Genomic DNA, 22,467 nt, shown 5'->3' on the forward strand with positions numbered 1-22,467 from the left:
CGTATAAATCGTTATCACGGGGAGCCTTTTAAAGGCGCTATAACCCAATTGAGGAAATATCATGGCTAAGAAAGTCCAAGCCTACGTCAAGCTGCAGGTTGCAGCTGGTATGGCGAACCCAAGTCCACCGGTTGGTCCAGCTCTGGGTCAGCAGGGTGTTAACATCATGGAATTCTGCAAAGCGTTCAACGCGAAGACCGAATCTCTGGAAAAAGGTCTGCCGACTCCTGTTGTTATCACTGTATACAGCGACCGTTCATTTACCTTTATCACCAAAACCCCTCCGGCTGCCGTACTGCTGAAAAAAGCAGCGGGCATCAAGTCTGGTTCTGGTAAGCCGAACAAAGATAAAGTCGGTAAAGTGACCCGTGCTCAGGTACGTGAAATCGCAGAAACCAAAGCTGCGGACATGACTGGTTCTGACGTTGAAGCGATGACTCGCTCAATCGAAGGTACTGCTCGTTCCATGGGCCTGGTAGTAGAGGACTAAGAAATGGCTAAGCTGACCAAGCGCATGACCGTAATTCGCGACAAAGTTGACGCGACCAAGCAGTATGACATTGCTGAAGCTGTTGCTCTGCTGAAAGAACTGGCGACTGCCAAGTTCGTTGAAAGCGTTGACGTTGCTGTCAACCTCGGCATCGATGCACGTAAATCTGATCAGAACGTACGCGGCGCGACCGTTCTGCCACACGGTACTGGTCGTTCAGTACGTGTTGCTGTCTTCACCCAGGGGGCAAACGCTGAAGCGGCAAAAGCTGCTGGCGCAGAGCTGGTTGGTATGGAAGACCTGGCTGAGCAGATCAAGAAAGGCGAAATGAATTTTGACGTTGTTATTGCTTCTCCGGATGCAATGCGCGTTGTTGGCCAGCTGGGCCAGATTCTGGGTCCACGCGGCCTGATGCCAAACCCGAAAGTCGGTACTGTAACCCCTAACGTTGCTGAAGCGGTTAAGAACGCTAAAGCAGGTCAGGTTCGTTATCGTAACGACAAAAACGGCATCATCCACACTACCATCGGTAAAGTGGACTTTGACGCTGACAAACTGAAAGAAAACCTGGAATCTCTGCTGGTTGCGCTGAAAAAAGCGAAACCATCTCAGGCGAAAGGCGTGTACATCAAGAAAGTCAGCCTTTCAACCACCATGGGCGCCGGCGTTGCCGTTGACCAGGCTGGTCTGAACGCAACAGCAAACTAATTGCTGCTTGAAACGGGCGAAAAATTCACCTAGAATCTTACGCCCGTTGTTCTGTTATTAGCAGAACAGGACACCAGAGAGTCAGATGCGACAGTGGCGTTTAACGCCTTTCCCTCTGATTCTGCTGCGTCACACAGAATTTAGGTTGGAGCCAGGCCTTATCCTGGCCTCCGTCCAAGACCGCAGGAGCTGTCTATCTCCGGATAGTCCGCTTAATACCCTGCGTAGACGGTGACAGAACCAAAAGAATTTTTTCTTAGCTGGATTCTGCTCACCGTGTTCGAGCGCTTATTTCCCCTTTTGGGTGAGTAAGTGAAGTGAGTTCCGGGGAAATCCTTTCCCGGTCAAATCCAGGAGCAAAAGCTAATGGCATTAAATCTTCAAGACAAACAAGCAATTGTTGCTGAAGTCAGCGAAGTAGCCAAAGGTGCGCTTTCAGCGGTTGTTGCGGATTCCCGTGGCGTTACCGTTGATAAAATGACCGAACTGCGTAAAGCAGGTCGTGAAGCTGGCGTTTACATGCGTGTTGTTCGTAACACCCTGCTGCGCCGCGTCGTTGAAGGTACTCAGTTTGAGTGCCTGAAAGACACGTTTGTTGGTCCGACCCTGATTGCATATTCTATGGAACACCCGGGCGCTGCTGCTCGTCTGTTCAAAGATTTCGCGAAAGCGAATGCAAAATTTGAGGTCAAAGCTGCAGCCTTTGAAGGTGAGCTGATCACGGCGGCCAATATTGACCGTCTGGCAACTCTGCCGACCTACGAAGAAGCACTGGCACGTCTGATGTCGACCATGAAAGAAGCCGCTGCCGGCAAACTGGTCCGCACTCTGGCTGCTGTACGCGATGCAAAAGAAGCGGCTTAAGGCCCTTTTCTTTTCTTCGTACCTGCTTACGTATAAACTTTTTCTGATTCTTAGGAACAATTGTCATGTCTATCACTAAAGACCAAATTCTGGAAGCTGTTGCAGCGATGTCCGTAATGGAAGTTGTTGAGCTGGTTTCTGCTATGGAAGAAAAATTCGGCGTTTCTGCTGCTGCTGCTGTAGCTGTTGCTGCGGGCCCGGCTGAAGCTGTTGAAGAAAAAACTGAATTCGACGTCGTACTGAAAGCTGTTGGCGCGAACAAAGTAGCAGTTATCAAAGCCGTACGTACTGCAACTGGTCTGGGCCTGAAAGAAGCCAAAGACCTGGTTGAAGCAACTGGCGTAATCAAAGAAGGCATCAGCAAAGATGACGCAGCTGCACTTGAAGCTGCTCTGAAAGAAGCTGGCGCTGAAGTTGAAGTTAAGTAAGACAACCTTCGGGTTGCAGTCTGAGTAGTTTCAGACTGATGGCTGGTGACTTTTTGGTCACCAGCCTTTTTGCGCTACAGGGTCTCAATGGGGTTTCACACTGTTTGTCCATTGCTACTCTTCAATATCTTTCTCTATCGACGACTTAATATACCGCTTTCCTGTGCGGGTTCCCTGCCTTCACAAAAGCGATGAAATGATTTAAGCGTGATAGAAAGAGGTATTGCACTGCTGCCGCGCAGCCAGTGAATCAAACAAAATCGTGTTGCATGAACTGTCCTGTCAGGACGGACAGCGTGGGTCGACTTGTCAGCTAGCTGAGGAACCCTATGGTTTACTCCTATACCGAGAAAAAACGTATTCGTAAGGATTTTGGTAAACGTCCACAAGTACTGGACATACCTTATCTCCTTTCCATCCAGCTCGACTCGTTCCAGAAGTTTATCGAGCAAGATCCAGAAGGTCAGTACGGGCTGGAAGCTGCATTCCGCTCTGTATTCCCTATTGCGAGCTACAGCGGCAACTCTGAGTTGCAGTATGTTAGCTATCGCCTGGGCGAACCTGTCTTTGACGTGAAAGAGTGTCAGATCCGTGGCGTGACCTATTCGGCACCGCTGCGCGTGAAACTGCGTCTGGTGATCTATGAGCGCGAAGCGCCAGAAGGCACCGTAAAAGACATTAAAGAACAAGAAGTCTACATGGGCGAAATTCCGCTCATGACCGACAACGGTACCTTTGTTATTAACGGTACCGAGCGCGTTATCGTTTCTCAGCTGCACCGTAGTCCTGGCGTGTTCTTTGATAGCGATAAGGGTAAAACCCACTCTTCGGGTAAAGTGCTTTATAACGCACGTATCATCCCTTACCGCGGTTCATGGCTCGACTTTGAGTTTGACCCGAAAGATAACCTGTTTGTCCGTATTGACCGTCGTCGTAAGCTGCCGGCCACTATCATCCTGCGTGCGTTGCAGTTCACAACACCTCAGATCCTCGATCTCTTCTTCGAGAAAGTGGTGTTTGAAATTCGCGACAACAAGCTGCAGATGGAGCTGGTGCCTGAGCGCCTGCGCGGTGAAACCGCGACCTTCGATATCGAAGCGAACGGCACCGTCTACGTCGAAAAAGGTCGCCGCATTACTGCGCGTCATATTCGTCAGCTGGAAAAAGATGGCATTCAGCACATCGAAGTTCCGGTTGAATATATCGCGGGCAAAGTGGTTGCTAAAGACTACATCGATGAGAGCACCGGTGAGCTGATTGTTGCAGCGAACATGGAGCTGTCACTGGATCTGCTGGCCAAACTGAGCCAGTCGGGTCACAAGCGCATCGAAACGCTGTTCACCAACGATCTGGACCACGGTCCATATATGTCTGAGACCCTGCGTGTTGACCCAACCAGCGATCGCCTGAGCGCACTGGTTGAGATCTACCGCATGATGCGTCCTGGTGAGCCGCCAACGCGTGAAGCTGCAGAGAACCTGTTCGAGAACCTGTTCTTCTCTGAAGATCGTTACGATCTCTCTGCCGTCGGCCGCATGAAGTTCAACCGTTCACTGCTGCGTGATGAAATCGAAGGTTCAGGTATCCTGAGCAAAGAAGACATCATCGAAGTGATGAAAAAACTGATCGACATCCGTAACGGTAAAGGCGAAGTGGACGATATCGACCACCTCGGCAACCGTCGTATTCGTTCAGTCGGTGAAATGGCTGAGAACCAGTTCCGTGTCGGCCTGGTGCGTGTTGAGCGTGCGGTTAAAGAGCGTCTCTCTCTGGGCGACCTCGATACGCTGATGCCACAGGACATGATCAACGCGAAGCCGATTTCGGCTGCGGTGAAAGAGTTCTTCGGTTCAAGCCAGCTTTCACAGTTTATGGATCAGAACAACCCGCTGTCAGAGATTACGCACAAACGTCGTATCTCTGCACTTGGCCCGGGTGGTTTGACGCGTGAGCGTGCCGGCTTCGAAGTGCGTGACGTACACCCAACGCACTACGGTCGTGTCTGCCCAATCGAAACCCCTGAAGGTCCGAACATTGGTCTGATCAACTCCTTGTCTGTTTATGCACAGACCAATGAGTATGGTTTCCTTGAGACGCCTTATCGTCGTGTTATCGACGGTCTGGTTTCTGACGAGATCCACTACCTCTCTGCTATTGAAGAGGGTAACTACGTTATCGCTCAGGCGAACGCCCCGCTCGATGAAAACGGCGCGTTTGTTGATGACCTGGTCACCTGCCGTAGCAAAGGCGAATCGAGTCTGTTCAGCCGCGATCAGGTTGACTACATGGACGTTTCCACCCAGCAGGTGGTTTCTGTCGGTGCATCCCTGATCCCGTTCCTGGAACACGATGACGCCAACCGTGCTCTGATGGGTGCGAACATGCAACGTCAGGCCGTTCCGACTCTGCGTGCAGATAAGCCGCTGGTTGGTACCGGTATGGAACGTGCTGTTGCCGTTGACTCCGGTGTTACTGCCGTCGCCAAACGTGGTGGTACCGTTCAATATGTTGATGCATCACGTATCGTTATCAAAGTTAACGAAGATGAGATGTACGCGGGCGAAGCCGGTATCGACATCTATAACCTGACCAAATATACCCGTTCAAACCAGAACACCTGCATCAACCAGATGCCATGTGTCTCTCTGGGTGAGCCGGTTGAGCGCGGTGACGTGCTGGCAGATGGCCCGTCCACCGATCTGGGTGAACTCGCGCTGGGCCAGAACATGCGTGTCGCGTTCATGCCGTGGAACGGTTACAACTTCGAAGACTCCATCCTGGTCTCCGAGCGCGTGGTTCAGGAAGATCGCTTTACCACCATCCACATCCAGGAACTGGCTTGCGTGTCGCGTGACACCAAACTGGGGCCGGAAGAGATTACCGCTGATATCCCGAACGTGGGTGAAGCTGCACTCTCTAAACTGGATGAGTCAGGCATCGTCTACATCGGTGCTGAAGTGACCGGTGGTGACATTCTGGTTGGTAAGGTTACCCCGAAAGGTGAAACCCAGCTGACGCCAGAAGAGAAGCTGCTGCGTGCGATCTTCGGTGAAAAAGCCTCTGACGTAAAAGATTCATCACTGCGCGTGCCGAATGGCGTGTCAGGTACCGTGATCGACGTTCAGGTCTTTACCCGCGATGGCGTGGAAAAAGACAAACGTGCGCTCGAAATCGAAGAGATGCAGCTGAAGCAGGCTAAGAAAGACCTGTCTGAAGAGCTGCAGATCCTGGAAGCGGGCCTGTTCAGCCGTATCCAGAGCGTCCTGATCGCAGGTGGCGTTGAAGCTGACAAGCTGGACAAGCTGCCGCGCGAGCGCTGGCTGGAGCTGGGTCTGACTGATGAAGCCAGACAAAATCAGCTGGAGCAGCTGGCAGAGCAGTACGACGAACTGAAGCACGAGTTTGAGAAAAAACTCGAAGGCAAGCGCCGTAAGATCACCCAGGGCGACGATCTGGCACCGGGCGTGCTGAAAATCGTTAAGGTTTATCTGGCCGTTAAACGTCAGATCCAGCCTGGTGATAAGATGGCAGGTCGTCACGGTAACAAAGGTGTTATCTCTAAGATCAACCCAATCGAAGACATGCCTTACGATGAGAACGGTACGCCGGTCGACATCGTACTGAACCCGCTGGGCGTACCATCGCGTATGAACATCGGTCAGATCCTTGAGACACACCTGGGGATGGCAGCGAAGGGCATTGGTGAGAAAATCAACGCCATGCTGAAGAAGCAGGAAGAAGTCGCGAAACTGCGCGAATTCATCCAGCGTGCCTATGACCTGGGAAGCGATCTGCGTCAGAAAGTTGACCTGAACACCTTCTCCGACGACGAAGTGCTGCGCCTGGCAGAGAACCTGAAAAAAGGTATGCCAATCGCAACGCCGGTGTTTGATGGCGCGAAAGAGAGCGAAATCAAAGAGCTGTTACAGCTCGGCGGTCTGCCTTCTTCCGGTCAGATTACCCTGTTTGACGGCCGCACCGGTGAACAGTTCGAACGTCAGGTAACCGTTGGCTACATGTACATGCTGAAACTTAACCACCTGGTTGATGACAAGATGCATGCACGTTCTACCGGTTCCTACAGCCTGGTTACTCAGCAGCCGCTGGGTGGTAAGGCGCAGTTCGGTGGTCAGCGCTTTGGTGAGATGGAAGTATGGGCACTGGAAGCATACGGTGCCGCGTATACCCTGCAGGAAATGCTTACCGTTAAGTCTGATGACGTCAACGGCCGTACCAAGATGTATAAAAACATCGTTGACGGCAACCATCAGATGGAACCGGGCATGCCGGAATCCTTCAACGTACTGTTGAAAGAGATTCGCTCGCTGGGTATCAACATCGAGCTGGAAGACGAGTAACCCCCATTTCAGGCTGTGGTTCGCCGCCGCCTGAAAGCGCAGGGTTTAAGCGCTCGCAATTGTACTGGTTACGGGGCGTTCAATTTCGGTTGGACGCCCCCTGAGTCTCACTCCGACGGGAGCTAATCCGTGAAAGACTTACTTAAGTTTCTGAAAGCGCAAACTAAGACCGAAGAGTTTGATGCGATCAAAATTGCGCTGGCTTCGCCAGACATGATCCGTTCCTGGTCTTTTGGTGAAGTGAAAAAGCCAGAAACCATTAACTACCGTACTTTTAAGCCAGAGCGCGATGGTCTGTTCTGTGCCCGTATCTTCGGGCCGGTAAAAGACTATGAGTGCCTGTGCGGTAAGTACAAGCGTCTGAAACACCGTGGTGTGATTTGTGAGAAGTGCGGCGTTGAAGTGACCCAGACTAAAGTACGCCGTGAGCGTATGGGCCACATCGAACTGGCGTCGCCGACTGCGCACATCTGGTTCCTGAAGTCACTGCCATCGCGTATCGGCTTGCTGCTGGATATGCCACTGCGTGACATCGAGCGCGTGCTCTACTTTGAATCTTACGTGGTAATCGAAGGTGGCATGACCAACCTCGAGAAGCGTCAGATCCTGACTGAAGAGCAGTACCTTGACGCACTGGAAGAGTTCGGTGACGAGTTCGACGCCAAAATGGGCGCCGAAGCGATCCAGGCCCTGTTGAAAAACATGGATCTGGACCAGGAGTGCGAGCAGCTGCGTGAAGAGCTGAACGAAACCAACTCTGAAACCAAGCGTAAAAAGCTGACCAAGCGTATCAAGCTGCTGGAAGCGTTCGTTCAGTCTGGTAACAAGCCAGAGTGGATGATCCTGACCGTGCTGCCTGTTCTGCCACCGGATCTGCGTCCGCTGGTTCCGCTGGATGGCGGACGTTTTGCTACGTCAGATCTGAACGATCTTTATCGTCGCGTGATCAACCGTAACAACCGTCTGAAGCGCCTGCTGGATCTGGCTGCGCCAGATATCATCGTGCGCAACGAAAAGCGTATGCTGCAGGAAGCAGTCGATGCACTGCTGGATAACGGTCGTCGCGGTCGTGCGATCACCGGTTCCAACAAGCGTCCGCTGAAATCGCTGGCTGACATGATCAAAGGTAAGCAGGGTCGTTTCCGTCAGAACCTGCTGGGTAAACGTGTCGACTACTCCGGTCGTTCGGTTATCACCGTGGGTCCATACCTGCGTCTGCATCAGTGCGGTCTGCCGAAGAAAATGGCACTCGAACTGTTCAAACCGTTTATTTACGGCAAGCTGGAACTGCGTGGCCTGGCCACCACCATCAAAGCCGCGAAGAAAATGGTTGAGCGCGAAGAAGCGGTTGTCTGGGATATCCTCGACGAAGTGATCCGTGAGCATCCGGTTCTGCTGAACCGTGCGCCTACGCTGCACCGTCTGGGTATTCAGGCTTTTGAACCGGTTCTGATCGAAGGTAAAGCTATCCAGCTGCACCCGCTGGTTTGTGCGGCATATAACGCCGACTTCGATGGTGACCAGATGGCTGTTCACGTTCCGCTGACGCTGGAAGCCCAGCTGGAAGCGCGTGCGCTGATGATGTCTACCAACAACATCCTGTCACCTGCGAACGGCGAGCCAATCATCGTTCCTTCTCAGGACGTTGTACTGGGTCTGTACTACATGACCCGTGACTGTGTTAACGCCAAAGGCGAAGGCATGGTACTGACTGGCCCGAAAGAAGCTGAGCGTATTTATCGCGCTGGCCTGGCCTCACTGCACGCTCGCGTTAAGGTGCGTATCACCGAACACGAGAAAAATGAGCAGGATGAGTGGGTTGCGAAAACCAGCCTGATCGACACCACGATTGGCCGTGCGATTCTGTGGATGATCGTGCCGAAAGGTCTGCCTTACTCCATCGTCAACCAGGCGCTGGGTAAAAAAGCGATCTCCAAAATGCTGAACACCTGTTACCGCATTCTGGGGCTGAAGCCGACCGTTATCTTTGCTGACCAGACCATGTACACCGGTTTCGCCTACGCAGCCCGTTCAGGCGCGTCAGTCGGTATCGACGACATGGTTATTCCAGAGAAGAAAGTGGAAATCATCACCGAAGCGGAAGCGGAAGTGGCTGAGATCCAGGAACAGTTCCAGTCTGGTCTGGTTACCGCGGGTGAACGTTATAACAAAGTCATCGATATCTGGGCCGCAGCCAACGAACGTGTTGCCAAGGCGATGATGGAAAACCTCTCTACTGAAACCGTGATTAACCGTGACGGCGAAGAAGAGAAACAGGTTTCCTTTAACAGCATCTTTATGATGGCCGACTCCGGTGCGCGTGGTTCTGCTGCACAGATTCGTCAGCTGGCCGGTATGCGTGGTCTGATGGCGAAGCCAGATGGCTCCATCATCGAGACGCCGATTACCGCGAACTTCCGTGAAGGTCTGAACGTACTCCAGTACTTCATCTCAACCCACGGTGCGCGTAAAGGTCTTGCGGATACCGCACTGAAAACCGCGAACTCCGGTTATCTGACGCGTCGTCTGGTTGACGTTGCCCAGGATCTGGTTGTGACCGAAGATGACTGTGGAACGCACGAAGGCATCATGATGACCCCGGTCATCGAAGGTGGCGACGTGAAAGAGCCACTGCGCGAACGCGTTCTGGGTCGTGTGACCGCGGAAGACGTTCTGAAGCCGGGCTCGGCTGACATTCTGGTTCCACGTAACACGCTGCTCGATGAGCACTGGTGTGACGTGCTGGAACTGAACTCAGTCGACAGCCTGAAAGTGCGTTCGGTCGTAGGTTGTGAAACCGACTTTGGTGTGTGTGCGCATTGCTACGGTCGCGACCTGGCACGTGGTCACATCATCAACAAAGGTGAAGCGATCGGTGTTATCGCGGCACAGTCCATCGGTGAGCCAGGTACACAGCTGACGATGCGTACGTTCCACATCGGTGGTGCGGCATCACGTGCGGCTGCTGAATCCAGCATTCAGGTGAAGAACAAAGGTACCATCAAGCTGACCAACGCCAAGTCGGTAACGAACTCGGCAGGTAAGCTGGTGATCACCTCGCGTAACGTCGAACTGAAAATGATCGATGAATTTGGTCGTACCAAAGAGAGCTATAAAGTTCCTTACGGTTCTACCATGGCGAAAGGTGATGGTGAGCAGGTTGCAGCGGGCGAAACCGTAGCAAACTGGGATCCGCATACCATGCCAGTTATCACCGAAGTGGGCGGTTTCATTCGCTTCACCGACATGATTGACGGCCAGACCATTACCCGTCAGACAGATGATCTGACCGGTCTTTCTTCGCTGGTGGTGCTGGACAGTGCTGAACGTACGTCAGGCGGTAAAGATCTGCGTCCTGCGCTGAAAATTGTTGATGCCAGCGGCAACGACGTTCTGATCCCAGGCACTGATATGCCTGCTCAGTACTTCCTGCCGGGTAAAGCGATTGTTCAGCTGGAAGATGGCGTTAAGATCAGTGCCGGTGACACGCTGGCGCGTGTTCCGCAGGAATCTGGCGGTACCAAGGATATTACCGGTGGTCTGCCACGCGTTGCTGACCTGTTCGAAGCGCGTCGTCCGAAAGAGCCGGCTATCCTGGCTGAGATCAGCGGTATCATCTCCTTCGGTAAAGAGACCAAAGGTAAACGTCGTCTGGTCATCACGCCGCTGGATGGCAGTGAGCCATACGAAGAGATGATTCCGAAATGGCGTCAGCTGAACGTGTTCGAAGGTGAACGTGTTGAGCGCGGTGACGTGGTTTCCGATGGCCCAGAGTCTCCACATGACATCCTGCGCTTGCGTGGCGTGCATGCGGTGACCCGTTACATCACTAACGAAGTGCAGGAAGTTTATCGTCTGCAGGGCGTTAAGATTAACGATAAGCACATCGAAGTCATCGTTCGTCAGATGCTGCGTAAAGCGACCATCGTGAGCGCAGGAAGCACCGACTTCCTGGAAGGTGAGCAGGCTGAATTCTCTCGCATCAAGATCTCTAACCGTGATCTGGAAGCGAACGGAAAAGTTGGCGCAACCTTCGTACGTGACCTGCTGGGTATTACCAAAGCGTCACTGGCAACCGAATCGTTCATCTCTGCCGCATCGTTCCAGGAAACGACCCGTGTCCTGACCGAAGCAGCAGTAGCAGGCAAGCGTGATGAACTGCGCGGCCTGAAAGAGAACGTCATCGTGGGTCGTCTGATCCCGGCCGGTACCGGTTATGCATACCATCAGGATCGTATGCGCCGTAAAGCGGCGGGTGAAGTTCCGGCTGCTCCGCAGGTGACTGCGGATGAAGCCTCAGCCAGCCTGGCTGAACTGCTGAACGCCGGCCTCGGCGGCAGCAAAGACGATTAATCGTCCTTCGCCTGATAAAAACCCTGCTTCGGCAGGGTTTTTTTTTGTCTCTGATTCAGCCATTCCAGTCATTGCGGCCGATGCCGATATCTTTCAGCTGACTGTCACTCAGTCTCGACAGAATAGCGCGCGTTTCGCGCCGCAGCTGCCAGCGTCTGAAGCTGCGCCACAGATAACGGAGCAGAAGGTAAGGCGTAACGGCAAAAGGTTTAGCGGCGCGATTTTCATCATATCCCATGATAGTTTCCTCAATGATTGACCTGAGCACTATTTTCCGGAGATACACCTGTATGATACAGACTCAAAAATCACCTTTTATTAACATACAGATTGAAGAGATCGCGATCTGAATGGTAAATAAGGAGCCTGACTGTACTGGTCTATCATCATCACGCTGGCAGGAGAGGATACAATGACCCGCTATGAACATCTGGCCACGTTGCTGGCACAGCGTATCGAACAGGGCTTGTTTCGCAGCGGGGAGCGTCTGCCCTCTGTGCGCAGCCTGAGTGCGGAACATGGGGTGAGTATCAGCACGGTGCAGCAGGCTTATCGCCTGCTGGAAGAGAAGCAGATGATTATCCCGCAGTCGCGCTCCGGCTATTTTGTGGCGTCGCACAAAGCCACGCCGCCGGTACCTGCGCTGACCCGTCCCGTGCAGCGGCCTGTTGAGGTGACGCAGTGGGACGCGGTGCTGGAGCTGCTCAACAGCCGGCTGGAAGATGACGTACTGCAACTGGGCAGCGGCATGCCCGATCTGACCCAGCCGACCCTGAAGCCGCTGTGGAAAGCCTTCAGCCGTCAGGCTCAGAAGCAGGAGGCTGGTCTGCTGAATTATGACACCCTCTATGGCGTCCTCGCGCTGCGGAAACAGGTTGCCCGGCTGGCGATCGATAGCGGCTGTCAGCTTACCGCCGATGATATTGTTATCACGACCGGCTGCCATGAAGCCTTATCGGTAGCCGTGCGGGCGGTCTGTGAACCGGGCGATATCATCGCCGTCGAGTCACCCTCTTTTCACGGTATCATGCAAACCCTGCGCGGCTTTGGCATCCGGGCCATTGAGATTCCGACCGATGCGCTAACCGGCATCAGTCTTGAGGCGCTGGAACTGGCTTTTGACCAGTGGCCCATTAAAGCGGTCATCGTTGTTCCGAACTGCAATAATCCGCTCGGCTTTATCATGCCTGAGGCGCGCAAACGGGCGTTACTGGCGCTGGCGCAGCGTTTTGATGCGGCAATCATCGAAGATGACGTTTATGGAGAGTTAGCCTGGGAATATCCCCGTCCGCCTGCCATTAAGGCGCTCGATATGGATGGCCGGGTTCTGCTCTGCAGCTCCTTTTCAAAAACGCTGGCGCCAGGTCTGCGGGTTGGCTGGGTGGCACCTGGCCGTTATCGCGACCGCGTGCTGCACATGAAATATATCGTCACAGGCTCTACGGCTACGCAGCCTCAGCATGCCGTTTCCGAGTTTATCCGCCAGGGCCATTATCAGCCTCATCTGCGCCGGATGCGGCAGATCTATCACCGCAACTATGAAACTTTCAGCTGCTGGGTGCGCCACTACTTTCCCTGCGGTATCTGCGTCTCTCGTCCTCAGGGCGGTTTTATGATGTGGATAGAACTTCCTGAAGCGTTTGACGCCGTCCGGCTTAACCGCGAACTGCGCGAGTCAAAAATCCAGATTGCCGTCGGCTCACTCTTTTCAGCATCGGGGAAATATCGCAACTGTCTGCGTCTGAACTTTGCGCTGCCCATCACCGATCAGACGGAACAGGCGCTGGCACGGCTGGGTGCGGCCGTGGAACGCGCCATGCTCTCCTGTCAGCATGAGACGCCTGCTTCCGCTCCCGATGTCGCTTAAACCGAAGAGGAAGCAGGGCCGGCAAGAGGAGGGAACCGGCCCTGGTCAGATAACCTTCACCTGACGACGGCCACGTTAAAGTACCGGTTCAGGAGGTGCCACCCTCAGCCTCTGCTTCTGCGCGCCGCTTTCCCGGAAAGTGGTGGACGTTACCGCATTTGCCGCCAGGATGCGGGACAGGTTCCGGAAATCGCTATCCGTGAGGCTCTGCCAGCGCCAGCAGGGTGCGCGTGGCTTCACGCCAGTCATCTGCCCGGGTAATCGCACTCACCACAGCAATGCTGCCCACGCCGGTTGCCAGGACTTCCGGTGCCCGGGCAATCGAGATACCGCCAATCGCCACGGTGGGGATGTGCGTCAGGCGTGCCAGATGTCGCTTCAGTTGTTCCACGCCCTGAGGAGCAGAAGGCATCGCTTTGGTCTGCGTCGGAAAGATATGTCCCAGCGCAATGTAAGAGGGCTGGATCGCCAGGGCGCGATCCAGCTCGGTATCATCATGGGTGGAGATCCCGAGCCGTAATCCTGCCTGGCGAATCCGGGCGAGATCGGCAACATCCAGATCTTCCTGACCCAGATGCACACCATAGGCGTCATGTCTGATCGCCAGCTCCCAGTAATCATTGATAAACAGGCGCGCATCGTAGCGTTTGCCCAGCGCTATCGCCTGAGCAATCGCGGGTTCGGCAATCTCATCAGGCTGATCTTTTATGCGCAGCTGCAACGTGCGCACGCCCGCCGTCAGCAGGCGTTCAATCCAGGCGGGGCTGTCAACCACCGGATAGAGCCCCAGGCGCGGGGCGGTAGCAGGAAAGGCAGACATGATTACTCCTCCTCAATAACATCGGCAGAGTGATAAAGCTCCCCCCCGCGGCTGCGGAAATGCTCTGACATCCGGGCCATGCCCACTTCCACCGGTTCAGCGCGGCTATCCTGGCGTGCCGCAAACTCGCGTACCTCCTGAGAAATCTTCATTGAGCAGAATTTAGGGCCGCACATTGAACAGAAATGGGCCACTTTGCCTGACTCCTGCGGCAGGGTTTCATCATGCATGGCGCGGGCGGTGTGAGGGTCCAGGGCCAGGTTGAACTGATCTTCCCAGCGGAATTCAAAGCGCGCTTTGGACATGGCGTTATCGCGGATCTGCGCAGCGGGATGGCCTTTAGCCAGGTCGGCAGCATGTGCCGCGATTTTGTAGGTGATCAGCCCCTGTTTGACATCCTCTTTGTTCGGCAGCCCCAGATGCTCTTTAGGTGTGACGTAACAGAGCATGGCGCAGCCAAACCAGCCAATCATGGCGGCCCCGATTCCGGAGGTAAAGTGGTCATAGCCCGGTGCGATGTCGGTGGTCAGCGGGCCGAGGGTGTAGAAGGGGGCCTCATCGCACAGGTCGAGCTGTTCGGTCATGTTGCGGCGGATCATATGCATCGGCACATGGCCCGGCCCTTCAATCATCACCTGTACATCATATTCCCAGGCAATACGGGTCAGTTCGCCCAGGGTACGCAGCTCAGCGAACTGCGCCTCATCGTTCGCATCCTGAATCGAACCCGGCCGCAGACCATCGCCCAGCGACAGCGATACATCGTAAGCGGCGCAGATTTCACAAATCTCCCGGAAATGCTGATAAAGGAAGTTCTCCTGATGATGCGACAGGCACCATTTCGCCATGATCGATCCGCCGCGCGACACGATCCCGGTCAGCCGCTTCGCCGTCATCGGGACATAACGCAGCAGGACGCCAGCGTGTATCGTGAAGTAATCCACCCCCTGTTCCGCCTGCTCAAGCAGCGTGTCGCGGAAAACGTCCCAGTTCAGCGCCTCGGCCACGCCGTTCACTTTTTCCAGCGCCTGATAGATCGGCACTGTGCCGATAGGAACCGGACTGTTCCGCAGAATCCACTCGCGCGTTTCATGAATATAGCGGCCGGTAGAGAGATCCATCACCGTATCGGCCCCCCAGCGCGTCGACCAGACCAGTTTTTCCACTTCCTCTTCGATGGAGGAGGTGACCGCCGAGTTACCGATATTGGCATTCACCTTAACCAGAAAGTTGCGGCCGATGATCATCGGCTCCGATTCCGGGTGATTGATATTGGCAGGGATGATGGCCCGTCCGGCTGCCACCTCCTGCCGCACAAACTCCGGTGTGATACTGGCTGGCAGATGCGCGCCAAAACTGTGGCCCGGATGCTGTTGCAGCAGCACTTCACTGCGAATCCGTTCACGGCCCATATTTTCCCGCAGCGCAATAAACTCCATTTCCGGGGTGATGATCCCCTGGCGGGCATAATGCAGCTGGGTGACGCGGCGGCCTGCACAGGCCCGGCGCGGCGTCGGTAAGTGATCGAAGCGCAGATGGTCCAGCCCCTCATCAGCCAGCCGTTGCTGGGTGTAGCCGGAACTGTTTTGTGGCAGGTATTCGCTGTCATCGCGTTCCGCTATCCAGCGGGCGCGCAGTTTTTCCAGGCCGCGATGAACATCGATCTGTGCCGCGGGATCGCCATAGGCACCTGCCGTGTCGTAAACCGGCACCGCTTCGTTTGGCTCATAGGTCGGCTGGGCTTTGCTGCCACCGGTGTGGGTCGGGCTTAGCGTGATCTCGCGCATCGGAACGCGAATATCGTCACGGCTGCCGGTTATCCAGATGCGACGGGACTGGGGAAATGCACTGCCGCTTTGCAGCGAATCGATAAATTCCTGCGCCTGGGCACGTTGTTCACGACGGGTCATTTTTGGGTCAGACATAGCAATCTTCCTGTTCAGGGGGAACGATGCTTGTCCGGAGTTCGGAAGGAGTAGCGGTATCGGCAGCATAAGAGTGCTGGCCTACCGTAAAAATTTACTCTTGTTCCCTTCGCAGGTTCTAACCTGATCAGGTTCCGCGGATCCCGAATTAACGGTCTCAGCCCGGCTGGGCACTCCGACAAGAAGCGCTTTCTACGCACCAATCTGACCGGCAGATCGGGCGTAAAAATCGTGTTTTTCACAGCAAAAAACAAAAAAGGTTCGTCGGCGTAGTGGCCTCGGAACCTCTTCAGCATAAAAGGGCGAGTGGATAATCTCAACCCTTTTGGTGGTGATACCGGTTAAGCGGGACGGGCAATCTGGCTGTCATTGGCAACCGGCGGGGTAGCCAGCTGATTATCCCATGCCAGCTGGATTAGCTTATCTTCCAGCGTGAAGCGCGACTCCAGCACTTCGCCCACTTCTGAAAGCGCCTGCTGGAAAGTCATGCAGTTTTCATCGTCTATCGCCTGTTGCAGGTGACCATCATAGAGCTGCATCAGCCGCTCGGTGTTGGCTTCCAGTGGCGGATAGATCTGCGCAGCCGCAATCATCGGGCTGTCACCGTTCATTTCACTGATAACACGTTCATAGATACTGAAGTGACCGGCCGAAAGATAATCGACCAGGCTGTGACAGAAGTTGTCCAGCGCCTGCTCATCGAGACGGGTCAGGGCTTCTTTGTTGGGCTTCAGGCCGACCAGATGATAATAGGTCACCAGCAGCTGGCGACGGGCTTCGAGCCAGGAATCGACCAGCTCATTACTGCCACCTACGCGTTCAGCCAGGACGTTTAACTGGTTAAGCATATCTGACTCCATGTGAGTTATAGTTGTTTATCAACACACTTAACATCAGGGCTTCAGCGTACGATTTGACGCTAAGGATGACGAAATAAATGCAATGCGAAATCTCAAGCGTAGACGCTGGATGGTGGATTGTCAGCCATGAACAGAAACTTTGGTTGCCACAAGGTGATTTACCCCACGGAAACGCCGAAAATTTTGGTCTGACTGGCAGTAAAGCACGCCTTATCGGAGAGTGGCAGGGCGAACATGTCTGGCTGATTTGTGCGTCACGCTCTGCCGATATGTTCTCCGTGCGGCAGTTGATCGATCAGGATGTCGGACTGTTTCAACTGGCGGGGCGGGGTGTGCAGCTGGCGGAGTTTTACCGCTCTCATCGCTGGTGCGGCTACTGCGGCCATGAAATGCATCACAGCAGGCATGAATTTGCCTGCCTGTGCAGTCATTGCCGTGAGCGTTACTATCCGCAAATCGCCCCCTGCATTATCGTGGCCATCCGTCGTGGTGATGAAATCCTGCTGGCAAATCATGCCCGCCATCGCAACAAGGTCTATACCGTGCTGGCCGGCTTTGTGGAGGTCGGTGAGACGCTGGAGCAGGCCGTTGCCCGCGAAGTGATGGAGGAGAGCAACATCCGCGTCAAAAACGTGCGCTATGTGACCTCTCAGCCGTGGCCCTTTCCGCAATCCCTGATGACCGCCTTCATGGCGGAGTATGACAGCGGCGATCTGCAGCATGATGGCAAAGAGCTGCTGGATGCGGCCTGGTTCCGTTTTGATGACCTTCCCCTGCTGCCTCCACCCGGCACCGTGGCACGCCGCCTGATTGAAGATACCGTCGCCCTGTGCCGCGCTGAAGTGTGAAAGTGCTACACTACACGCCTGTTATTGAGAGAGTGTTGAGATGAGTGAACTGAAGAACGATCGTTATTTGCGTGCCCTGTTACGTCAGCCGGTGGATGTCACGCCGGTATGGATGATGCGACAAGCCGGGCGCTATTTGCCGGAGTACAAAGCGACACGCGCCCAGGCGGGTGATTTTATGTCGCTGTGTAAAAACGCCGAGCTGGCCTGTGAAGTCACCCTGCAGCCGCTGCGTCGTTTTCCGCTGGATGCCGCCATCCTCTTCAGTGACATCCTGACAATTCCGGATGCGATGGGACTGGGACTCTATTTTGAAACTGGCGAAGGCCCGCGTTTCTCAAACCCTGTAACCTGCCGCGCTGACGTTGATCGCTTGCCGGTGCCCGATCCGGAGATGGAGCTGGGCTATGTGATGAATGCGGTTCGCACCATCCGCCGCAATCTCAATGGCGAGGTGCCGCTGATCGGCTTCTCCGGCAGTCCATGGACGCTGGCCACCTACATGGTGGAAGGCGGCAGCAGCAAAGCGTTTACCCGAATCAAAAAGATGATGTATGCCGAGCCTGCTACGCTGCATGCGATGCTGGATAAGCTGGCTGACAGCGTCATTCTCTATCTCAATGCGCAGATTCGCGCAGGTGCCCAGTCGGTGATGGTCTTCGATACCTGGGGCGGCGTGCTGACCGGCCGTGACTACCGCGAATTCTCCCTTCACTACATGCACAAAATTGTTGATGGCCTGCTGCGTGAAAATGATGGCCGCCGCGTGCCGGTGACCCTGTTCACCAAAGGCGGTGGACAGTGGCTGGAAGCGATGGCCGCCACCGGCTGTGATGCGCTGGGTCTCGACTGGACCACCGACATTGACGATGCGCGCCGTCGCGTGGGCGATAAAGTTGCGCTGCAGGGCAATATGGACCCCTCTATGCTCTATGCGGCACCTGAGCGTATTGAGCAGGAAGTGGCCGGTATTCTGGAGCGCTTTGGTTCCGGCACCGGCCATGTCTTTAATCTGGGGCACGGCATTCATCTGGATGTGCCACCGGAAAATGCCGGTGTCTTTGTTGATGCTGTGCATCGTTTATCACGTCCCTGGCATCAGGAGTAATCATGGATATTGCCGCACTTCGCGCTGAGCAGTTACAACGCGCCGCTGACGTGGTGCGTGACGATGATTTTGATGTGTTACCGCCTCGCTATATCGGCGGGGCCGACGTAGGTTTTGAGCAGGAAGGCACGATCACACGCGCAGCGATGGTAATCCTGGAGTACCCATCGCTTCGGCTGGTGGAGCATCGCATCGCGCGTATTGAGACGACGATGCCCTATATCCCGGGCTTTCTCTCCTTCCGGGAATATCCGGCCCTGATGGCCGCCTGGGAGATGCTGGAGCAGAAGCCGGACCTGCTGTTTGTGGATGGACACGGAATTTCGCATCCCAGACGGCTCGGCGTTGCCTCGCATTTTGGTCTGCTGGTGGATGTGCCTACTATCGGGGTCGCGAAAAGCCGGCTGTGTGGTCGTTTTGCCGATCTGGATGCGCAACCGGGCAGCCGCCAGCCGCTGATCGACAAAGGTGAGCAGATTGGCTGGGTATGGCGCAGCAAGCAACGCTGCAACCCACTGTTCGTCGCCACCGGCCACCGTGTCAGCCTGGATACTGCGCTGCAGTGGGTCGAAAACTGTACGCGCGGTTACCGTTTGCCGGAACCCACCCGCTGGGCCGATGCAGTGGCGTCGAACCGTTCCGCTTTCCAGCGCTGGCAAAACGCGCTTTAACACTGTTTGTGCTGCGCTTTTGCAGTTACACTGCGGCCAGCGAAACGAATAAGAGCCACCTTTATGTTACAAAATCCCGTTCATCTGCGTCTGGCGAAGCTGGAAAGCTGGCAGCATCTGACGTTTATGGCCTGCCTGTGCGAGCGTATGTACCCCAACTATCGCGCATTCTGCGAGCAGACTGAATTTGCCGATCCGGCACTCTATCGCCGCATCCTTGATCTGATCTGGGAAAACCTGACGGTCAAAGATGCGAAGATTAACTTCGACAGCCAGCTGGAAAAGCTCGAGGCTGCCATTCCCGATGGCGATGCGTTTGAGGTCTATGGCGTCTATCCGGCTATCGATGCCTGCGTGGCCCTGAGCGAAGTGTTACATGCCCAGCTGAGTGGTGAAACGCTGGAGCATGCGATTGAAGTCAGCAGGACATCCATTACGACGGTTGCCATGCTGGAAATGACACAGGCTGGACGCGAAATGACCGATGAGGAGCTGCGTGAAAACCCGGCTATCATCGATGAGTGGGACCTCCAGTGGGAGATTTTCCGCCTGCTGGCGGAGTGTGAAGAGCGCGACCTTGAATTGATTAAAGGTCTGCGATCTGACCTGCGTGAAGCGGGAATAAGTAACATCGGTATAAATTTCCAGCAGTAAGGCGATAAAACGTGACTTCAGGCCCGAATTAGCGCGCCTGGAGGCTTCACATTGGCCCCCTCTCTGGTCTACATTTGGGGGGCTGAAAATTGTGGCTATCGGTGCGTGCAGGCAGAAGAGTGCCAGAATATGGCTTTTCCCTCGCACTCGTTGCTTAGCAAGCGATAAATACACTTTAAGGATAACTTATGAACAAGACTCAACTGATTGATGTGATCGCAGAAAAAGCTGACCTGTCTAAAACCCAGGCTAAGGCAGCGCTGGAATCTACTCTGGCTGCGATCACTGAGTCTCTGAAAGATGGTGATGCTGTACAACTGGTTGGTTTTGGTACTTTTAAAGTGAACCACCGCGCTGAGCGTACCGGTCGTAACCCGCAGACTGGCAAAGAGATCAAAATCGCTGCAGCAAACGTACCGGCATTCGTGTCTGGTAAAGCGCTGAAAGACGCCGTTAAGTAAGACGTCGCACTGCGGTTAAGCTTTAAAACAGGGGGCGTTTCGCCCCTTTTGTTTAAGAGGCCAGCCATCATGATCCCGCTGTTTCAGCGTTTAGCTGTTCTGTTTCTCTCCCTGTTTCTGTTTAGCTGCAGCTCTGTTCCGGATATTCCCCCCTTTTCTGCCAGTGGCTATCTTGCCGATCGTGGTGTTGTGCGCATCTGGCGTAAAAACAGCGATCACCAGTCTGTCCATATTCGTACGATCTACACGCCGTTCAGTGGCGGTGAGGGCGAGGTGACCGATTATGTCTGGCTGGAAGAGGCGCTGATCAGCGTTCAGCGCCAGGTAAAAGGGAAGCAGCCTGATGATGTCACCCTGCGCTTTGACCAGGCGGGCGGCCTCAACTTTATGCAGCGTCAGCTGTCAGACCGGCGTGAAGCCGTGAGTGCTGATGCGGTGGAACTCTATAAGTTTGACGCTCAGCGGATGCGTAATCTTAGTGATGCGCTGTTAAGCGGTCGGGTATTCCTGAGGCAGGGACACTGGCTGGGCAACAATCTGCTGGAGAGTTGTGAAGGGAAGCAGGTCAGGCCCGCTTTTGATGCTGATGCCCTGCGGATACTGACACAGCAGCAGCGCAGCGCCCCGGCACCGCTGATGGTATCATGGCTGGACGCGCCGGAAGGCATTCAGCTGTTGCGGATCAGTCAGCAGGATGAGTGCGCGCAGCAGCCGACAGAAGATGATATGTAAAAATAAAAAGGGGGCACCCGGTGCCCCCTGAACTTATTTGCGATTAATGGCGCGATAGCCAATATCGCGGCGGCAGAAGCTGCCCTGCCACGAGATGGGCTGTGTCAGCGCATAAGCCCGCTTCTGTGCCGCAGCGACATCCTCACCCAGTGCGGTAACGCACAGCACGCGGCCACCGCTGGTCAGCACCCGATCCTCTTCCAGCCGGGTTCCGGCGTGAAAGACCTTGCCGTCCGCAACCTCTTCCAGTGGCAGACCGTGGATCTGATCACCCTGACTGTAGTCACCCGGATAACCGCCCGCCGCCAGTACCACACCGAGCGCAGGACGCGGATCCCACTGGGACGTTTTCTGATCCAGTTTACCCTCACAGGCGGCCAGGCAAAGATCGACCAGATCCGACTGCAGGCGCAGCATGATCGGCTGGGTTTCCGGATCGCCGAAGCGGCAGTTGAATTCGATCACTTTCGGCTGCCCGGTGCGATCGATCATCAGACCGGCGTAGAGAAAACCGGTGTAAACGTTGCCTTCAGCAGCCATGCCGCGCACCGTCGGCCAGATAACCTGATCCATGACGCGCTGGTGGATCTCATCGGTGACGACCGGCGCCGGGGAGTAGGCGCCCATTCCACCGGTGTTCGGACCGGTATCGCCATCGCCTACGCGTTTATGATCCTGGCTGGTGGCCATTGGCAGCACATGCTCGCCGTCGACCATTACAATAAAGCTGGCTTCTTCGCCATCCAGAAACTCTTCGATCACAATGCGGTGCCCGGCGTCGCCAAAGGCATTACCGGCCAGCATATCCTGAACGGCCTCTTCAGCTTCCTGCAGCGTCATCGCCACAATGACGCCTTTACCGGCGGCCAGGCCGTCAGCTTTAATAACGATAGGCGCGCCTTTTTCACGCAGATACGCGAGAGCCGGCTCGACCTCGGTAAAGTTCTGGTATGCCGCGCTGGGGATCTGATGGCGCGCCAGAAAATCTTTGGTAAATGCTTTTGAGCCTTCCAGCTGTGCGGCAGCCTGAGTCGGGCCAAAAATGGTCAGCCCAGCCTGACGGAATGCATCCACCACGCCAATGACCAGCGGTGCTTCCGGTCCGACAATGGTCAGATCGATCTTCTCGCGCTGGGCAAAATCCAGCAGGGCAGGGATATCGGTCGCACTGATTGCGACATTCTGCAGCGCAGGCTCTAATGCCGTACCGGCGTTACCTGGCGCAACAAAGACGGTTTCTGCCAGCGGCGACTGTGCCGCTTTCCAGGCCAGCGCGTGTTCACGTCCGCCATTACCAATCACTAAAATTTTCATCTGTTA

18 protein-coding genes and 1 riboswitch are annotated in these 22,467 nt (G+C 55.0%); of the genes, 13 read left to right on the forward strand and 5 right to left on the reverse strand.

Going from position 1 to position 22,467, the window contains the following annotated elements; all coding sequences use genetic code 11:
• The first annotated feature begins 61 nt into the window (after window positions 1-61).
• The 6 genes from rplK to rpoC all read left to right on the forward strand — a co-directional run bounded on the left by rplK (window position 62) and on the right by rpoC (window position 11,201).
• Window positions 62-490: a 50S ribosomal protein L11 gene (gene rplK, locus AC6I7A_RS01060; RefSeq protein WP_006121495.1), complete on the forward strand. Its 429-nt coding sequence runs from the start codon at window positions 62-64 to the stop codon at window positions 488-490.
• Window positions 491-493: 3 nt separating this feature from the next.
• Window positions 494-1,198: a 50S ribosomal protein L1 gene (gene rplA, locus AC6I7A_RS01065; RefSeq protein ID WP_009092662.1), complete on the forward strand. Its 705-nt coding sequence runs from the start codon at window positions 494-496 to the stop codon at window positions 1,196-1,198.
• A gap of 366 nt (window positions 1,199-1,564) precedes the next feature.
• Window positions 1,565-2,062 (forward strand): 50S ribosomal protein L10, encoded by a 498-nt coding sequence (gene rplJ / locus AC6I7A_RS01070; RefSeq protein WP_003848098.1) that lies wholly within the window; start codon window positions 1,565-1,567, stop codon window positions 2,060-2,062.
• 65 nt (window positions 2,063-2,127) lie between these two features.
• On the forward strand, window positions 2,128-2,490 hold the full coding sequence (rplL, locus tag AC6I7A_RS01075) for a 50S ribosomal protein L7/L12 (RefSeq protein ID WP_009092660.1): 363 nt from the start codon (window positions 2,128-2,130) through the stop codon (window positions 2,488-2,490).
• 329 nt (window positions 2,491-2,819) lie between these two features.
• Window positions 2,820-6,848 carry a DNA-directed RNA polymerase subunit beta gene (rpoB, locus tag AC6I7A_RS01080; protein WP_046100987.1) on the forward strand — a complete coding sequence of 1,343 codons (4,029 nt, stop codon included), beginning with the start codon at window positions 2,820-2,822 and terminating at the stop codon, window positions 6,846-6,848.
• 129 nt (window positions 6,849-6,977) lie between these two features.
• Window positions 6,978-11,201: a DNA-directed RNA polymerase subunit beta' gene (gene rpoC / locus AC6I7A_RS01085; protein ID WP_009092657.1), complete on the forward strand. Its 4,224-nt coding sequence runs from the start codon at window positions 6,978-6,980 to the stop codon at window positions 11,199-11,201.
• Window positions 11,202-11,256: 55 nt separating this feature from the next.
• Here rpoC and AC6I7A_RS01090 read toward each other — a convergent pair whose 3' ends face one another.
• A complete protein-coding gene (locus AC6I7A_RS01090; protein WP_046100988.1) occupies window positions 11,257-11,439 on the reverse strand; it encodes a DUF1127 domain-containing protein in 183 nt (60 codons plus the stop codon).
• Between the two features lie 174 nt (window positions 11,440-11,613).
• Between AC6I7A_RS01090 and AC6I7A_RS01095 the strand changes: the two genes are divergently transcribed.
• Window positions 11,614-13,068: an aminotransferase-like domain-containing protein gene (locus AC6I7A_RS01095; RefSeq protein ID WP_058958344.1), complete on the forward strand. Its 1,455-nt coding sequence runs from the start codon at window positions 11,614-11,616 to the stop codon at window positions 13,066-13,068.
• Window positions 13,069-13,261: 193 nt separating this feature from the next.
• On the opposite strand, the gene thiE is transcribed toward AC6I7A_RS01095, so the two are convergent.
• The 3 genes from thiE to AC6I7A_RS01110 all read right to left on the reverse strand — a co-directional run bounded on the left by thiE (window position 13,262) and on the right by AC6I7A_RS01110 (window position 16,661).
• Window positions 13,262-13,888, reverse strand: coding sequence for a thiamine phosphate synthase (gene thiE / locus AC6I7A_RS01100; RefSeq protein WP_058958345.1), 627 nt, complete (start codon window positions 13,886-13,888; stop codon window positions 13,262-13,264).
• A 2-nt stretch (window positions 13,889-13,890) separates the two neighbouring features.
• Complete coding sequence (thiC, locus tag AC6I7A_RS01105; protein ID WP_009092653.1) at window positions 13,891-15,813, reverse strand: phosphomethylpyrimidine synthase ThiC; 1,923 nt, start codon at window positions 15,811-15,813, stop codon at window positions 13,891-13,893.
• A gap of 87 nt (window positions 15,814-15,900) precedes the next feature.
• A riboswitch (TPP riboswitch) is annotated at window positions 15,901-16,001 on the reverse strand.
• A 153-nt stretch (window positions 16,002-16,154) separates the two neighbouring features.
• Window positions 16,155-16,661 carry an Rsd/AlgQ family anti-sigma factor gene (locus tag AC6I7A_RS01110; protein WP_009092652.1) on the reverse strand — a complete coding sequence of 169 codons (507 nt, stop codon included), beginning with the start codon at window positions 16,659-16,661 and terminating at the stop codon, window positions 16,155-16,157.
• 89 nt (window positions 16,662-16,750) lie between these two features.
• On the opposite strand from AC6I7A_RS01110, the gene nudC reads away from it, so the two are divergent.
• The 6 genes from nudC (at window position 16,751) to AC6I7A_RS01140 (ending at window position 21,147) form a co-directional block, all read left to right on the forward strand.
• Window positions 16,751-17,521: an NAD(+) diphosphatase gene (gene nudC, locus AC6I7A_RS01115; protein ID WP_058958346.1), complete on the forward strand. Its 771-nt coding sequence runs from the start codon at window positions 16,751-16,753 to the stop codon at window positions 17,519-17,521.
• Between the two features lie 40 nt (window positions 17,522-17,561).
• Window positions 17,562-18,629, forward strand: a complete 1,068-nt coding sequence (gene hemE / locus AC6I7A_RS01120) for a uroporphyrinogen decarboxylase (RefSeq protein ID WP_009092650.1) — start codon at window positions 17,562-17,564, stop codon at window positions 18,627-18,629.
• Between the two features lie 2 nt (window positions 18,630-18,631).
• Entirely contained in the window at window positions 18,632-19,300 is a 669-nt protein-coding gene (nfi, locus tag AC6I7A_RS01125; RefSeq protein ID WP_009092649.1) for a deoxyribonuclease V, read from the forward strand.
• A 63-nt stretch (window positions 19,301-19,363) separates the two neighbouring features.
• Complete coding sequence (locus AC6I7A_RS01130; RefSeq protein ID WP_009092648.1) at window positions 19,364-19,954, forward strand: YjaG family protein; 591 nt, start codon at window positions 19,364-19,366, stop codon at window positions 19,952-19,954.
• A gap of 188 nt (window positions 19,955-20,142) precedes the next feature.
• Window positions 20,143-20,415 carry a nucleoid-associated protein HU-alpha gene (hupA, locus tag AC6I7A_RS01135; protein WP_003850136.1) on the forward strand — a complete coding sequence of 91 codons (273 nt, stop codon included), beginning with the start codon at window positions 20,143-20,145 and terminating at the stop codon, window positions 20,413-20,415.
• A gap of 69 nt (window positions 20,416-20,484) precedes the next feature.
• Complete coding sequence (locus AC6I7A_RS01140) at window positions 20,485-21,147, forward strand: DUF1481 domain-containing protein (RefSeq protein WP_058958347.1); 663 nt, start codon at window positions 20,485-20,487, stop codon at window positions 21,145-21,147.
• A 33-nt stretch (window positions 21,148-21,180) separates the two neighbouring features.
• Here AC6I7A_RS01140 and purD read toward each other — a convergent pair whose 3' ends face one another.
• Window positions 21,181-22,461, reverse strand: a complete 1,281-nt coding sequence (gene purD, locus AC6I7A_RS01145) for a phosphoribosylamine--glycine ligase (RefSeq protein WP_009092646.1) — start codon at window positions 22,459-22,461, stop codon at window positions 21,181-21,183.
• Between the last annotated feature and the right edge of the window lie 6 nt (window positions 22,462-22,467).

This window comes from Type-F symbiont of Plautia stali, from assembly GCF_059731105.1.

Excerpts from the sequence above, each read along its gene's own strand:
- hemE (WP_009092650.1), top strand. The coding sequence starts at position 17,562 with ATGAGTGAACTGAAGAACGATCGTTATTTGCGTGCCCTGTTACGTCAG.
- rplA (WP_009092662.1), top strand. The coding sequence starts at position 494 with ATGGCTAAGCTGACCAAGCGCATGACCGTAATTCGCGACAAAGTTGAC.
- nfi (WP_009092649.1), top strand. The coding sequence starts at position 18,632 with ATGGATATTGCCGCACTTCGCGCTGAGCAGTTACAACGCGCCGCTGAC.
- AC6I7A_RS01130 (WP_009092648.1), top strand. The coding sequence starts at position 19,364 with ATGTTACAAAATCCCGTTCATCTGCGTCTGGCGAAGCTGGAAAGCTGG.
- purD (WP_009092646.1), bottom strand. The coding sequence starts at position 22,461 with ATGAAAATTTTAGTGATTGGTAATGGCGGACGTGAACACGCGCTGGCC.
- rplJ (WP_003848098.1), top strand. The coding sequence starts at position 1,565 with ATGGCATTAAATCTTCAAGACAAACAAGCAATTGTTGCTGAAGTCAGC.
- rplK (WP_006121495.1), top strand. The coding sequence starts at position 62 with ATGGCTAAGAAAGTCCAAGCCTACGTCAAGCTGCAGGTTGCAGCTGGT.
- thiC (WP_009092653.1), bottom strand. The coding sequence starts at position 15,813 with ATGTCTGACCCAAAAATGACCCGTCGTGAACAACGTGCCCAGGCGCAG.
- thiE (WP_058958345.1), bottom strand. The coding sequence starts at position 13,888 with ATGTCTGCCTTTCCTGCTACCGCCCCGCGCCTGGGGCTCTATCCGGTG.
- nudC (WP_058958346.1), top strand. The coding sequence starts at position 16,751 with ATGCAATGCGAAATCTCAAGCGTAGACGCTGGATGGTGGATTGTCAGC.
- AC6I7A_RS01095 (WP_058958344.1), top strand. The coding sequence starts at position 11,614 with ATGACCCGCTATGAACATCTGGCCACGTTGCTGGCACAGCGTATCGAA.
- hupA (WP_003850136.1), top strand. The coding sequence starts at position 20,143 with ATGAACAAGACTCAACTGATTGATGTGATCGCAGAAAAAGCTGACCTG.
- AC6I7A_RS01110 (WP_009092652.1), bottom strand. The coding sequence starts at position 16,661 with ATGCTTAACCAGTTAAACGTCCTGGCTGAACGCGTAGGTGGCAGTAAT.
- rplL (WP_009092660.1), top strand. The coding sequence starts at position 2,128 with ATGTCTATCACTAAAGACCAAATTCTGGAAGCTGTTGCAGCGATGTCC.
- rpoB (WP_046100987.1), top strand. The coding sequence starts at position 2,820 with ATGGTTTACTCCTATACCGAGAAAAAACGTATTCGTAAGGATTTTGGT.
- AC6I7A_RS01090 (WP_046100988.1), bottom strand. The coding sequence starts at position 11,439 with ATGGGATATGATGAAAATCGCGCCGCTAAACCTTTTGCCGTTACGCCT.
- AC6I7A_RS01140 (WP_058958347.1), top strand. The coding sequence starts at position 20,485 with ATGATCCCGCTGTTTCAGCGTTTAGCTGTTCTGTTTCTCTCCCTGTTT.